The organism is Nocardia australiensis, assembly GCF_020733705.1.
GTDB lineage: Bacteria > Actinomycetota > Actinomycetes > Mycobacteriales > Mycobacteriaceae > Nocardia > Nocardia australiensis.
Genome location: NZ_JAJFZM010000004.1, coordinates 183445 through 196378, shown reverse-complemented (window position 1 = coordinate 196378; position 12934 = coordinate 183445). Strand labels below are relative to the sequence as shown.

Below are 12934 nucleotides of genomic sequence, written 5' to 3'. Positions count from 1 at the left end.
AGTGCTCAACCGGGGAGGAGCGGGAGACTGCACGAAAGGCTGGTTCGCGTTCATGGTTGCCATGGTGATTCCCCTTGTTCCGAAAGGCGGGTTCACAGTCCGCCGAGTCGGAGACAGATGGGAGTTGGTCAACTCACGCTGCTACGGCCGCGCGGTCGTCCTACATTCGTGGCCTCGTGACAATCACGCCGAAGCCTTCGCGCACTGCTATCGGCTCAACGGGCGGACCGTCGAGGAACTGCGCGCGGCGTTCCGCTGAGCACTCGAAGAGGGTCGAAAACCGCTGCGGTGCAAGCAGAAATCTCGCGGTATCACACTGGCGTGCCAAGCTCAAGACGTGCGTCGGGCGCCACGATGTGCGATCGTGATCCCTCGTGCGTTCCCCCTTGGCCATCACCCGGGCCGTTCCCCGTGTAGCCACATCCGCCTGTGTCCTCGCCGCTGCGGCGTTCTTACTCCCCAGCGCGCCCGCGCTCCTTCCGATTGCGCAGGCCGCCCCGCCCGCGCATATGCAGGGGTGCCTACCCGGCTTCGATTGCGATATGAGCAGCCGGATCGCTGCTGTCGACGCGTATTTGAGCACTCGGCCCGGCGTGACCGGCTACGTAGTTCGCGACCGGGTCAGCGGCGGGGTCTACGCGAACGAGAACGCGGAGAACTCGATCTGGACCGCGTCGACTATCAAGCTTGCGATTGCCGTCGATCTGCTCGACCGCGCCAGGGTCGGCGCGATCGGCCTGTCGCCGGAGGATCGCTCGATGATGGAGTCGATGCTCGCGACTTCCAATGATGCCGCCACCGACTACCTGTGGAACAAGTACGCGGGTCTCGACCGCATGGCCTACAACAATGCCTTCCGCGCCAATGGCATGGTCGGCCTCGTCCCGCAACCAACCAACACCGCACTGTTCCCGGACTGGTCGTTCCAGAAATGTACGCCCGCCGACCTCGATCGGCTGATGGACTTCGTCTTCAACCGCATGCACCCCGACGACCGCAATTACCTGTTCGACCGGATGCGCACGGTGGACAGCAACCAGCATTGGGGTCTGTGGGGCGCGGGCGAGGCGATGCGCCCCGGCCTGAAGAACGGCTGGTCCGAGGAACAGGGCGGCTGGGTGGTGAACTCGGTCGGCTTCGCCGGGCCGGACGAGCGCTATACCCTCGCCATCATGAGTTCGCTCGGTGGCGACGGCGGCTACACCGAGGGCGCCGAGACCGATACCAAGGTCGCGGAAAAGCTCTTCGTCGGACGCTGACCCAAGTCGAGCGCGGGCACCGGACGGCGATCGACGTTCGGTGCCCGCGCCGTATCGGAGTGTCTATCGACGACGCAGCGCCACCGGAGCACCATCCCTCGGGAACGGAATTGTGCTGAACCCCCACGGCATTCGGTATTCCTGCGGGATACGCCACTCGTAGTCGCGCACCATCGCCGCGATAACCGACTTCACCTCGAAGGTGCCGAAATGCATGCCGATGCATTTGTGCGCACCGGCGCCGAACGGCAGCCAGGCCAGCCGATGCGACTTATCCTCACGCCGCTGCTCGCCAAAGCGCTCCGGATCGAATTGTTCTGGCCTGGTCCATAATTCGGGCAGAACATGGTTGACACTGTAGGCAAGGTCGCACGCGGTGCCGGCCGGAATGTAGTGTCCGGCGATCTCGGTATCACGCACCGCCCGCCGCACCAACCCCGGCACGGGCGGGATCAATCGCAGGCTCTCCTTGATCACCAGGTCGAGGTCGCGCAACCGGTCCAAATCAGCGATTGCCGGTGCGGCACTACCGATTTCATGATCGGCGGCCAGTACTTCCGCACGCACCCGCTGCTGCCACTCGGGGTGCTTTCCCAGGTAGTAGGCGACGGCGGTGGCCGTGGTCGTGGTCGTGTCGTGAGCGGCCATGATCAGAAAGATCATGTGGTTCACCACATCCTCGTCACTGAATTCGGCGCCGTCCTCGGTGCGCGCGTGGCACAGGCCGGAGAAGAAATCCGGTGTCTCGGCGTGCCGCTTGCGCGGCAGCATCGCGGTGAAATATTCCTCGAGCACCTTCCGGCCGCGCAGCCCGGCCCGCCAGTTGCCGCCGGGCACCGAATGCCGAATGATGGACAGGCCCGCATGCGTGCAGTCGACGAACGCGTCGAGCAGTGCTTTGCGTTCGGTACCCACATCGACGGCCATGAAGGTTTCCCCCGCGATCTCGAGGGTGAGTTCCTTGATGGCGGGATACAGCCGCACCATCCGACCGGCCGCGTCATCGCGCGGTACCCAGCGCTGGATAGCGGTGCGCGTCACCGGCGTGAGCGCGGCCAGGTGTGCTTCCAGCCGGTCTCTGGTGAACGCCTGCTGCATGATCCTGCGGTGGAACATGTGCTCGTCGAATTCGAGCAACAGCAGACCGCGTCGGAAGAACGGGCCGATGAAATAGTCCCAGCCCTGGCCGAAATCGCGACGACGCTTTCCGAGCACCTCGTCTATCGCGTCGGGCCCGCAGACCAGTACCCGATCGATGCCCAGCGAGGTGTTCAGCGAAACCGGGCCGTACCGGCGATAGCGGTCCATCATTTCCGCGGGTCCCCAGCGCAGATAGTGCAGCCCGCGACCGAGATAGGGCAGCCCGGCGTCGCCGTGCACGGCCGTGGTCGTGCTGCCGAGCGGTGGTGTGGCCAGTAGCCGACGCCGTTCCGGGACACGGCGCAACGCGCGGTCGATCAGATGGGCATCTGGAATTTCGATCAGCGATACATTCTCGGATTCGGGCTGTGCGCTGGGCTTTCGGTTGCGGACACGATGCCCGGTTGCCATGGCAAACCTCCCTGAACGACAGTATCGATCGTATTCTCTTCCTCACATTCATTCGGTCGGTTCGCGAACGCGACGCTCCCTCTCGGCGGATCGACGGCCACGCGGTTTCGCAGCGCAACGCGGCAGTAACCGGGATCTCGCCGCGACGGCCGCGACAGCGCCGACTACCGTTGGTCCGGTCAGGAACGTTCGTGGGGCCCAGCCCAGGTCTGTCGAGGAGCAGGACGATGAGCACTGAGTCTGTCGAAAATCGTCGTCATCGGGTGGTGGTTATCGGTTCGGGCTTCGGCGGCTTGTTCGGAGCCAAGCACCTCAAGCATGCCGACGTCGACGTAACACTGATCTCCAAGACTTCGACGCATCTGTTTCAGCCGCTGCTCTACCAGGTCGCCACCGGCATCCTCTCGGTCGGCGAGATCGCGCCCGCCACGCGCTTGGTGCTGCGCAAACAGAAGAACGCGCAGGTGCTGCTCGGCGATGTCATCGATATCGATGTGCAGGCAAAGACGGTCACCTCCCAGCTGCTCAACCAGAACACCGTCACCGAGTTCGACAGCCTGATCGTCGCGACGGGCGCGCAGCAGTCCTACTTCGGTAACGACAAATTCGCCACCTACGCCCCTGGCATGAAAACGATCGACGACGCCTTGGAACTACGCGCGCGCATCCTCGGCGCGTTCGAGGGCGCCGAACTGGCCACCACGCAGGAAATGCGGGATCGCCTACTCACCTTCGTCGTGATCGGTGCGGGGCCCACCGGTGTCGAACTCGCGGGCCAGATCGCCGAGCTGTCCGATCGCACCTTGGAGGGGACGTTCCACAATATCGATCCGCGCGACGCGCGCGTGATCCTCCTCGAAGGCGCGGGCGCGGTGCTCGGGCCGATGGGCCCGAAGCTGGGCGGTAAGGCCAAGCGGCGGCTGGAGAAGATGGGGGTCGAAATCCAGCTCAACGCCATGGTCACCGACGTCGACGCCCACGGCGTCACGGTGAAGGACGCCGACGGCACCGTCCGGCGCATCGAGTCTTCCTGCAAGGTGTGGTCGGCCGGCGTGCAGGGCAGCCCGCTTGGCAAGATGCTGGCCGAGCAGTCCGAGGGCACTGAGGTCGACCGTGCGGGGCGTGTCATCGTCGAACCGGACCTCACCATCAAGGGACACCCGAACATCTTCGTCGTTGGCGACCTGATGTCCGTACCGAATGTCCCCGGAATGGCACAGGGCGCGATCCAGGGCTCGACATACGCGGCCAAGCAGATCAAGGCCGGACTGACAGACGAAGCGCCACAGGAGCGCAAGCCGTTCAAGTACTTCAACAAGGGCAGCATGGCGACGGTGTCGCGGTTCAGCGCCGTGTGTCAGATCGGCAAGCTGGAGTTCGGTGGGTTCATCGCCTGGCTGGCCTGGCTGGCGCTGCACCTCTACTACCTGGTCGGCTATCGCAGCCGGATCGTCACGGTCATCCAATGGTTCGTGACCTTCCTCGGGCGCAGCCGCGGTCAGATGGCGGCGACCGAGCAGTGGGTGTTCGCCCGGCTCGCGCTCGAGACCGTCAATGCCGATGAGGAGGACGCCGACGAACTCGCGGCCGCGCTCGGCGCACCACCCGCCGAGAACGGAAAATCGGTGGAACGGCTGTCGGTGGAGAAGGCGAAAGCCCTGGACAAGGCGCACCAAGCTGCCGCCGATCGCAAAGTGGGCTGAACCAAACTTCAGCCCCGGTCAGCACCCGCGAATATCCCGATAATTCAACATCCGCCCGCCTACCTGGAGAATACTCAGACTCCAGCTCGAATAGCACACAACAGCTAATTGGTAGCAATTATTGGCTGTTGTCTCGCCTGAGTTTCGACCAATCCGCCGAGGCCCGGGGTCCGAATGCCGGAAAGCATGCGTGACATTTCTCCGGACGAAAGGCGAACATGGGCACAGGCAAGCACAGGGCTCCCAATCTCCAGCGGCGAAAAGTGGGGTCGATAGTCGCAGCGGGGGCGATACCGCTGGTTCTCGCGCTGGTAGGTACCGGAACCGCACACGCCGAGCCCGCGCCGCCGAGCTCGGTGACGAATCTGGAGCCGGAAGCGAATCCGGAGGCGAATCCGAATCCGGAGGCGGGGCCGAATCCGGAGCCGAATCCGCCCGCTGCCATCCCGGCCGAGCCGCACAGCTCGTTGCAGGGGTTACGACCCGTTCCGGATACCAGCTACCTCGCTCCACTCGGTGCGCTCCACGCACCGGAGCCGGTGGCCCCCGTCGCACCGATCGCACCGCCGCCCGGGCAGCTCCGGTTCGGAGGTGTCGCGGTCGGGGCGCCGGATTGGATCGATCCGCAGCAGAGCGTGGAGATCAATGGCCCTGCTGCGGTCACTGAGGCCAGTATCGCGACCTTCCTCGATTCGGTCGGTATGGAGCGCAGCAGGTCCGATCTGATCGCCGGGCAAACTGTCGCCGGTGCCGCCATCGGCGCGGCGGCAGGCGCGGCGGTATCCTCACCGCTGGCCGCGACCTCGGCGGCGGTTGGCGCGGTGGCCGGCTTCATCTCAGGCGTGCCATTTCTCCCCATCGGCCTCGTCATCGGTCCGGTGCTCGGCGCGGCCATCGGCACCGCCGTGATCACCGTGCCCGCGTCAGCGGTCGGTGCGGCGGCGGGCGCGGCGCTGGGGGCGATCGGCGGACTTGCCGCGCCGTCATACGGCAGCGAAGCTCCGCTGCCACCCGTCCAGGACCAGCCGACACCGGACGCCCCTATCGCAGGCTGACGCCACTGAAATGGCGGTTCCGAATAACCTTCGGAACCGCCATTATTTGTGCCCGCATCGGTCGGGCACACCGAAAACATGGCGGCAAACGCACTGACGGTCCGTTCCTGCCGAGACGCGGACGAAAGGGGTGATATTCCGCGCGATCCTGACGGCGCTCGACATGCAGTAGGAATGAACATCGACCACCATGCCGCGAAAGCGGTTTACCGACACCGGGAGCTGACGATGCCGGCAGCGGTGCTGCGCGTACAACGGAGTCTGTTGCGCCGCAGCGAATTTGACGCCCATCAGGCACTCTGTAATGTCCCGGTTCGGGTGCGCAGGAACCGGCGGGAGCCAGGACGAGGACGGCCGGTTGTCTGTGCCGGATGGTCGTCGGGATAGACCAGTTCACGCAATTGTATTCTCTTGCGCGAGTCTGCGAACCGACGAAACCGTGTCATTATTCATTTCGAGTGCCTCACGATAGGCTCCTGCATGAAAAAGGCGAATCGCGACGTCACCTCGAAACCCGGCTTTGGCATGTATATCTTCGGTCGAAGCCAATTGGTACGGGAGCAATTCCGAACCCAATTACCGCCCGCGCGGCATCGAAATCGGCGCGGCGGCTGCGGCAAACGCCGATCGATTGCCACCAGGACAGCCGGATCGATGTCGGCACGCTCGGCCAGTCGGGTGAGCGCGTTCGTCAAGGCACCGCGCAGCACGGGCGATTTCACCTCGAAGGTGTTATCCAGGTGACCTCGGCACCGTCGGCCGTCGCACGCAGCCGCGTGCTACCTGCTTCGTGGCGCAACGGCGGTACCTAGGCACGGATCAGATAGTCCATCGGCACCGGGCGCTCGCAGCCCACGATCTCCTTGGCGAGTTTCAGTGCGGCCGTGGTGACTCGTCAGCGCTTCGACTTGTGGCCAGGTATGCCACCGCGGCCATCGCGAGCAACAATACGGCGCCCACCGAAGTCGCGACATGCATGCCCGACACGAACGATTCCCGCGCGGCGTGAATCAGCGACGTATCGGAACCCGCCTCCTCGACCGTCTCACCGAGGGTGGCGGCGAAGTTCCCACCGGACCGGAAGACCAGTGCCGCAACCGAACCCAGCAAGGCCAGCCCCAGTGCGTTGCCCAGTTCGAAGCTGGTCTCGGAAATACTGACGGCCGACCCGGCCCGCTCGGGTGGAACGGAGGAAACCGCGACCTCCGACACCAGGGTGAAGGCGAGGCCGTATCCGATGCCCGCGATGGTGGACCCGACGAGATACCACATGATCCCGCCGTCCACACCGACACCGAGCAGCAACAGGTTGCCCAGCGCCGCCGCCAACAGCGCCAGCACGAATGTGCCGCGCACCCCTATGCCCTGGGCCACCCTGGCACCGCCCATCGAGAACACGAACACCGCGACCGCCATCGGAATGCCGAACATGGCCGCCGCCAACGGGTCTCGCCCGGTGACCGATTGCAGGTAGATGCTGGTCAGGTAACTCATGGCAGCCAGCGACATCATGCCGGTCAGGCTGGCGCCGATGGCGACCGAGAATTGGGCGCGGCCGAACAACCGCAGGTCGAGCAGCGGTTCGGCCAGCTGCCGCTGTCGCCGCACGAAGACCGTCAGCAACACCACCCCGACGAGCCCGATGACCAGCGCCGACCAGTCGAGGCCCTCGGCCGCAACGTGTTTCACCGCGTACACCACCGGCAGGATTCCGCCGATCGACAACACCACGCTCGGAATATCCAGCGGACCGAGGAGTGCCGAGCGTTGCTCGGGCAGCAGCAACGGCCCGAACACGAGCAGTATCAGCAGCACCGGAATGTTGATGAGGAATACCGAGCCCCACCAGAAATGGTGCAGCAATAGTCCACCGAGAATCGGGCCGACCGCCGACCCGCCTGCGAAGAAGGCGGTCCACACGCCGATGGCGGCGCCGCGTTCGCGGGCATTCGGAAAGAGGCTGGAGATCAGTGAGAGGCTCGACGGCAGCAGAGTCGCACCGCCGACGCCCATCAAGGCCCGCGCGGCAATGAGCACTGCGGCGCTCGGCGCGAATGCCGCGATGATCGACGCGACACCGAAGACGGATGCACCGATCAGCAGGATATTGCGTCGTCCGATCCGGTCACCGAGGTTGCCCATAGTGATGAGCAGGCCGGCGATGAGAAAGCCGTAGATATCGAGAATCCACAGCTGCTCGGTGGCCGACGGGTCGAGGTCGAGGGTGAGGGTCGGCATGGCCAGAAACAGCACCGAGATGTCCATCGACACCAGCAGGACCGGTAGCAGCAGCACCGCGAGGCCCAACCACGCGCGGCGCGATCCGGTCTGCGACGACTCCGCCTCAGACCGCACTGCCTGCACCTCTGTCATTCCGTAACCCCTGTTCATGTCAATTCTCGACGACGCGTACGGCGTACGCACAATCCCGGGTACAGTGTACGCAGCCGGTCCGGGAACTGAAAGCGAGTTATGGGATGACTGAGCCGAAGCTCACCAAGGACGCCATCGTCGACACCGCGATCACACTCGCCGACGAAGAGGGACTCGACGCACTGTCCATGCGGCGTATCGCCGACCGGATGGGCGTCGGCGCGATGTCGCTGTACCGTCACGTCACGAACAAGGACGAGCTGATCGCAACCATGACCGACGTGGTCGCCGGCCGCAGCCCCTACCCCTCGGCCGAGGGGCAGAACTGGACCTGGCGCGACCGCGTCCGCATCGCCGCGGAGATCGATTGGGGGCTCTACCAGCAACATCCGTGGATACTGCTAGCCTTCGCGATGCCGCGCTACAGTTTCGGACCGTCGAGCCTGGATTGCCTCGCCTGGCTGGTCGAGGGGCTGCGCGAGTTGAATGTCTCCACCCGCGAAGCGACCACGATGGCGTTCACCGTATGGAATTACATCTCCGGCGCGACGCTGCCACAGATCAGCGGCGCGTTGTTCGCCCGCGAAGGAATCGACCCGGACGCCCGCAATGGGCTGCGCGATCTGCTGCAAGGGAAATCACAGTTGCCGATCCCCCCGGCACTCGCCGAACTGGACGGCGCTGGAGCCAGCGATCTGGCACCGGAGGATCTGCTGCGTACCGGCCTGTCCGCGCTCTGCGACGGATTCGAGGCGCGGGCCGCCCGGAGAGCACCGGTTGACCTGAACTGAACTTCAGGTTGCAGAGTGGCTATCGACCGTCTCACGAATCAGGAGCCACCGTGCACGCTATCCAACTCCACGCCTTCGGCCCGGCCGAAAACCTGTGCTACGCAACCGTTCCCGATCCGGAGCCCGGTGCCGGCCAGGTCCGGATCGCGGTGGCGGCCGCCGGAGTTCACGTCGTCGACACCTCGTTGCGGCAGGGACTGCCCGGCCCGTATCTGCCATCGGAGCTGCCGACCATCCCGGGACGAGAGGTCGCGGGGACCGTCGATGCGCTCGGCGCTGATGTCGACTCCGACTGGCTCGGCAAACAGGTCGTGGCCCATCTCGGCGCGGCTCCCGGCGGTTACGCCGAGCTCGCGGTGACCGATGTGGCTCGGCTGCACGAGATTCCGTCAGCTCTCGACGCGGCCGAGTCGGTCGCGATGATCGGCACCGGCCGGACCACAATGGGCATCCTGCAGTTCGCGGACGTCGGCGCCGATAGCGTCGTCATCGTGACCGCCGCCGCCGGCGGCATCGGAACACTGCTGGTTCAATATGCAAAGAGCCAGGGCGCCACCGTGATAGGGCTGGCAGGTGGTCCCGCGAAGGTGGCGCGAGTAGCCAGGAACGGCGCCGATATCGCCGCCGACTATCTACTCCCCGACTGGCCCGCTCAGGTTCTCACCCAGCTCGGCGAGCGGCGCGCCACCGTCTTCTTCGATGCCATCGGCGGTGAGACCGCAAGGGCCGCTATCGATTTGGTCGGCAAAGGTGGCGCCCATCTGGTCTACGGGTACTTCGATGACGATCCGCTGACACTCAGCGGACACGAGCTCGCCGAACGCGCTATCACCTCGGAAGTCGTGCTAGGCCCACCAATGCTGCAGCGCGCGGGCGGCGACATCCGCGTTCTCGAGGACCGCGCGATGGACGCGGCGGCGACGGGCCGACTTCACCCGGCGGTCCACCGATTCCCGCTTGCCGCCGCGGCGGCCGCGCACCACGCCATCGAAACCCGCGCGACCATGGGCAAGGTCGTCCTCATCCCCTAAACCAGCATCTGTGCGGAGTACCTCACCCGTGTCGGTCACCGACGAAATATGTGCGGGTAGCTAATTGTCCAGTCCCCCAGCATGTTTACCAACGAGGTGTCAGCGTGGAAACACCGGTGTCAGCATCTTGGCCGCGGAGCGTGTGTGCGCACACGAGTCAGCGGCGTTTTCCGATGTCGCGCGATTCGACGTGGTGACCACGACCAGTCCCTGCCCCGAGGGGAAAGCCATCTCGCAGGTCGGTCCGTATTTCTCCGACTTTCTGCGGTGCTGGACTCCGCCGCGGCCGTTGAAGGAGACAACGGTGGAGTCGACGTTATCGGGTCTGGCATCGAGGTCCTGCGTGGAATGGATCGTGGCCGAGATTCCCAGGTTGAACTCAGCGTTGTTCCAGGAACACACCTTCCATCCCGGTTCTTGCACATCCGCGACACCGGCCCCTCTCGTCGAGAGATCCATGCCGAGTTGTTGCAGTACCTCGTCCGAGACCTGGGTGCACGGATCCCACAGCGCCGCTGTCACGGCCGATACATCGGCCGCACTCGATGTCGGCGATCCATCCGTGGTCGATCCGCAGCCGGTCACCGCCAGCGTCACTCCCACCAACCCCACCACACTCGCCGTCGTCCGTCGCCCCACCAGTGCCTCCCAATCGGCCGTCACATCGCGTCGAAGTCTATGACGCGGCAGACCGCAGTCCGGTTCCATCAGATCACGCCGCCGTACCACTGGAGACGCCGCGCGCGGCAGGAACCAGTATGAACTCGGACCGTCGGCCGACCGACATCGCCGCGAAATTACCACGGCGCCAATGCGACTCGCGCGGCCTCACCTCGTGCCGCGTAAACGCGGCCCGCGCGACCAGTCGCCGATCTCACGGGATCGTCCCCTCCGACGATCAGTCGGTCGTTTCTCCGTTCACCACCGCGTAAGCGAAACCGTCCCAACCCTTCGCGCCGACGGTCTGCAGCACCGTCGCGTCCACGCGCGGATCATTGGCCAAGAGATCGATCAGATCGCGGCTCGCGCGCACGGCCGGGTCGTCGGATGCACTGTCGGCCACCGCGCCATTGCGGACGACATTGTCGACGATGATCACCGCACCGGGGCGGGTCAAGCGCAATGCCCACTGTACGTAGTTCGAGTTGTTCACCTTGTCGGCGTCGATGAATACCAGGTCAAAGGGCTCGGGTTCCTCGGCCTGGAGCACCGGCAGGGTGTCGAGCGCGGCGCCGACGCGAATATCGACTCGCTCACCAACACCCGCGCGGTCGAGATTCGCCCGCGCGACCTCGGCATGCCGGGGCTCGAATTCGAGGGTGACCACCGCCCCGTTCGCCCCGACCGCCCGCGCGAGCCACGTCGTGCTGTATCCACCGAGCGTGCCGATCTCCAGCACCCGACGCGCCCCCGTCGAGCGCGCGAGCAGATGCAGGAACTTCCCCTGCGCCGGTGACACATCGATCGCGGGCAACCCGGCCGCGGCATTGGCTTCCAGGGCAGCCGCAGTGGAATCTCCATCGCCCACCAGCTTATCTACGAGATAGCCATCAACTTCGGCCGAATCGAAAGTCGTCATACCGGAAGTCTGCCACCGACGGCCGTGGGCGTTCCATTGGGCAGAATGCTCTCACTCGAGCCAAGGATTGCGCTGGTAATACAGATCTTCTTCGCTGGCTCGTCGGGCACAACGATTGCCCATGAGCAGGCTGGGTTCCTTCCTGCGCGAAGCCCCGCAATGTTGTGTTGATGGTGCTGCCCGTTGTGTTTCGCGCCGCGCCTGGGGTTGCTGTGCGTATGCAGGTGCTGATGGCTGTGAGCGGGAATTGGCTGGGCGAAGTGTTCGAACCGCGCTCCATGCGGCATTTTCGGACACTCCTCCGGCTTGCCCTCTGGCTGCGACAGATCGCGCGACCAGCGGCATGCCAGGCACCGGAGCCTGTTCACCGGCACTGACCCCGTTCTCTGTCCCCGTCGTCTGGTGACCTGGCATTTTGCCATCGTTGGCCATCGGGTTCGCCCCGGCGTGTAAGTTCTATCTCAGTCGAGGGGATGGTGAAAAAGCGTGTGCCGGTTGGCATCTGACACCCCGAGGTCGTTTGTGGAGGTGTCGTTTGCTCACGTCTCTGGTCGTTGTTCTGGGGCTGCTGGCGGCGGTGCTGGTCGTCGCGGCGTGCGGTGACCAGCGCAGGCGGTGGTGGAAGAGGCATGCCTGGCGGTACCGGGACCCGCAGGCGTGCGAGCCGTCCGATGCCGCGCTGGTGGCCTGGCGGGTCGCGAAACTGGTCGCGGCGGCCGTCCTGGTCGCCGGGACGTTCGTCGTGAACGGCCCGGTCCGCAGTGCCTTCGCCTACGACCAGCGGGACGTGTGGGCCGTCGCCGTGCAGGCCGCCGCCAGGCTGAACGGCCGCACCCAGGACAACATCACCGAGGTAGCCCTCACGCAACGGGCCCGCAGGGTGGTGGCCGACGCGGCGGGAGACCGGGCCAGGTTCAAAGAGGGGACCGGGACCTTCATGGAGGACCGCCCGAAGTACAGCCTGAAGTACAGCGTCAACACATTCGAGATCACCAACGCCGACGGCGACCATCCGGTCTGCCTGACCGTCTTCGCCGACCGACTCCCCGAATCGACGGCCGAGGTCGCGAAGATAACGACCGAGACCACGATGACCGAGGGCCGCTGCTGAGGTCGTAGACGCCACCTTGGCGCCCTGCCTAGGGGCGGGTACGGATCGCGAAGACGGGTGGTGGGCTCTCGATCGTAACGAACCGGTCGATCCGACTCGCGCCCATACCCCCGGCCAGCCGTGGGCGCTTGCTGAATGCGCATCTGGCCGGATCGTCATCGCAATGACTGGCCATCCACGAACAGTGCGCTCAACGGCATGAGCGTGCGTTCGGTGGGCACGCCCAACCGACTGGACACGCTGGCCGATGACGTCAGATTTCGCCGATACCAACGGATCTCAGACCAGCTGGCTGGCACCGATAACCGACGTCAGGATTGACCAGCTTAGCCATGCTGAGCTTCTGGCGTCGATCGGGCCCGCAACGCGTGGTGCGTTGATGGTCGTTGGGCTTGGCCAATCAGTAGCTGGGTTCCCGGGGACAGCACGGATCATCGGCATCGGCGACACCACCTCCAGTCAGATTGCATCTTCAGGATCT

General features: G+C 65.0%; 11 protein-coding genes. 7 read left to right on the top strand and 4 right to left on the bottom strand.

The features are described 5' to 3' along the window. Positions 1 to 61 precede the first annotated feature (61 nt). Both LKE06_RS21745 and LKE06_RS21740 read left to right on the top strand, forming a co-directional pair. The gene (locus LKE06_RS21745) at positions 62 to 259 is read left to right on the top strand and encodes a hypothetical protein (protein WP_228001294.1); all 198 of its coding nucleotides are present in this window, start codon (positions 62 to 64) and stop codon (positions 257 to 259) included. A 250-nt stretch (positions 260 to 509) separates the two neighbouring features. Next, positions 510 to 1259, top strand: a complete 750-nt coding sequence (locus LKE06_RS21740; protein ID WP_255649596.1) for a serine hydrolase — start codon at positions 510 to 512, stop codon at positions 1257 to 1259. A gap of 63 nt (positions 1260 to 1322) precedes the next feature. On the opposite strand, the gene LKE06_RS21735 is transcribed toward LKE06_RS21740, so the two are convergent. Next, positions 1323 to 2810 (bottom strand): cytochrome P450, encoded by a 1488-nt coding sequence (locus tag LKE06_RS21735; RefSeq protein WP_228001189.1) that lies wholly within the window; start codon positions 2808 to 2810, stop codon positions 1323 to 1325. Positions 2811 to 3037: 227 nt separating this feature from the next. On the opposite strand from LKE06_RS21735, the gene LKE06_RS21730 reads away from it, so the two are divergent. Together LKE06_RS21730 and LKE06_RS21725 are read left to right on the top strand one after the other, a co-directional pair. After that, entirely contained in the window at positions 3038 to 4513 is a 1476-nt protein-coding gene (locus tag LKE06_RS21730; RefSeq protein WP_228001188.1) for an NAD(P)/FAD-dependent oxidoreductase, read from the top strand. A 218-nt stretch (positions 4514 to 4731) separates the two neighbouring features. Next, positions 4732 to 5568: a DUF4564 domain-containing protein gene (locus tag LKE06_RS21725; protein ID WP_228001187.1), complete on the top strand. Its 837-nt coding sequence runs from the start codon at positions 4732 to 4734 to the stop codon at positions 5566 to 5568. Between the two features lie 873 nt (positions 5569 to 6441). On the opposite strand, the gene LKE06_RS21720 is transcribed toward LKE06_RS21725, so the two are convergent. Further along, the gene (locus LKE06_RS21720) at positions 6442 to 7941 is read right to left on the bottom strand and encodes an MFS transporter (protein ID WP_228001186.1); all 1500 of its coding nucleotides are present in this window, start codon (positions 7939 to 7941) and stop codon (positions 6442 to 6444) included. 104 nt (positions 7942 to 8045) lie between these two features. On the opposite strand from LKE06_RS21720, the gene LKE06_RS21715 reads away from it, so the two are divergent. Continuing rightward, positions 8046 to 8732: a TetR/AcrR family transcriptional regulator gene (locus tag LKE06_RS21715; RefSeq protein ID WP_228001185.1), complete on the top strand. Its 687-nt coding sequence runs from the start codon at positions 8046 to 8048 to the stop codon at positions 8730 to 8732. A 50-nt stretch (positions 8733 to 8782) separates the two neighbouring features. Continuing rightward, complete coding sequence (locus LKE06_RS21710; protein WP_228001184.1) at positions 8783 to 9763, top strand: zinc-binding dehydrogenase; 981 nt, start codon at positions 8783 to 8785, stop codon at positions 9761 to 9763. 99 nt (positions 9764 to 9862) lie between these two features. Here LKE06_RS21710 and LKE06_RS21705 read toward each other — a convergent pair whose 3' ends face one another. Both LKE06_RS21705 and LKE06_RS21700 read right to left on the bottom strand, forming a co-directional pair. Further along, positions 9863 to 10426, bottom strand: coding sequence for a DUF3558 domain-containing protein (locus tag LKE06_RS21705; protein ID WP_228001183.1), 564 nt, complete (start codon positions 10424 to 10426; stop codon positions 9863 to 9865). Between the two features lie 235 nt (positions 10427 to 10661). After that, on the bottom strand, positions 10662 to 11342 hold the full coding sequence (locus tag LKE06_RS21700; RefSeq protein ID WP_228001182.1) for an O-methyltransferase: 681 nt from the start codon (positions 11340 to 11342) through the stop codon (positions 10662 to 10664). A gap of 535 nt (positions 11343 to 11877) precedes the next feature. Between LKE06_RS21700 and LKE06_RS21695 the strand changes: the two genes are divergently transcribed. Further along, positions 11878 to 12453: a hypothetical protein gene (locus tag LKE06_RS21695; RefSeq protein WP_228001181.1), complete on the top strand. Its 576-nt coding sequence runs from the start codon at positions 11878 to 11880 to the stop codon at positions 12451 to 12453. The last annotated feature ends 481 nt before the right edge of the window (positions 12454 to 12934 follow it).

What these genes read in the sequence shown, in the direction of transcription:
- LKE06_RS21725 (WP_228001187.1), top strand. Translation starts at nt 4,732, where the DNA reads ATGGGCACAGGCAAGCACAGGGCTCCCAATCTCCAGCGGCGAAAAGTG.
- LKE06_RS21740 (WP_255649596.1), top strand. Translation starts at nt 510, where the DNA reads ATGCAGGGGTGCCTACCCGGCTTCGATTGCGATATGAGCAGCCGGATC.
- LKE06_RS21745 (WP_228001294.1), top strand. Translation starts at nt 62, where the DNA reads ATGGTGATTCCCCTTGTTCCGAAAGGCGGGTTCACAGTCCGCCGAGTC.
- LKE06_RS21715 (WP_228001185.1), top strand. Translation starts at nt 8,046, where the DNA reads ATGACTGAGCCGAAGCTCACCAAGGACGCCATCGTCGACACCGCGATC.
- LKE06_RS21735 (WP_228001189.1), bottom strand. Translation starts at nt 2,810, where the DNA reads ATGGCAACCGGGCATCGTGTCCGCAACCGAAAGCCCAGCGCACAGCCC.
- LKE06_RS21700 (WP_228001182.1), bottom strand. Translation starts at nt 11,342, where the DNA reads ATGACGACTTTCGATTCGGCCGAAGTTGATGGCTATCTCGTAGATAAG.
- LKE06_RS21720 (WP_228001186.1), bottom strand. Translation starts at nt 7,941, where the DNA reads ATGACAGAGGTGCAGGCAGTGCGGTCTGAGGCGGAGTCGTCGCAGACC.
- LKE06_RS21730 (WP_228001188.1), top strand. Translation starts at nt 3,038, where the DNA reads ATGAGCACTGAGTCTGTCGAAAATCGTCGTCATCGGGTGGTGGTTATC.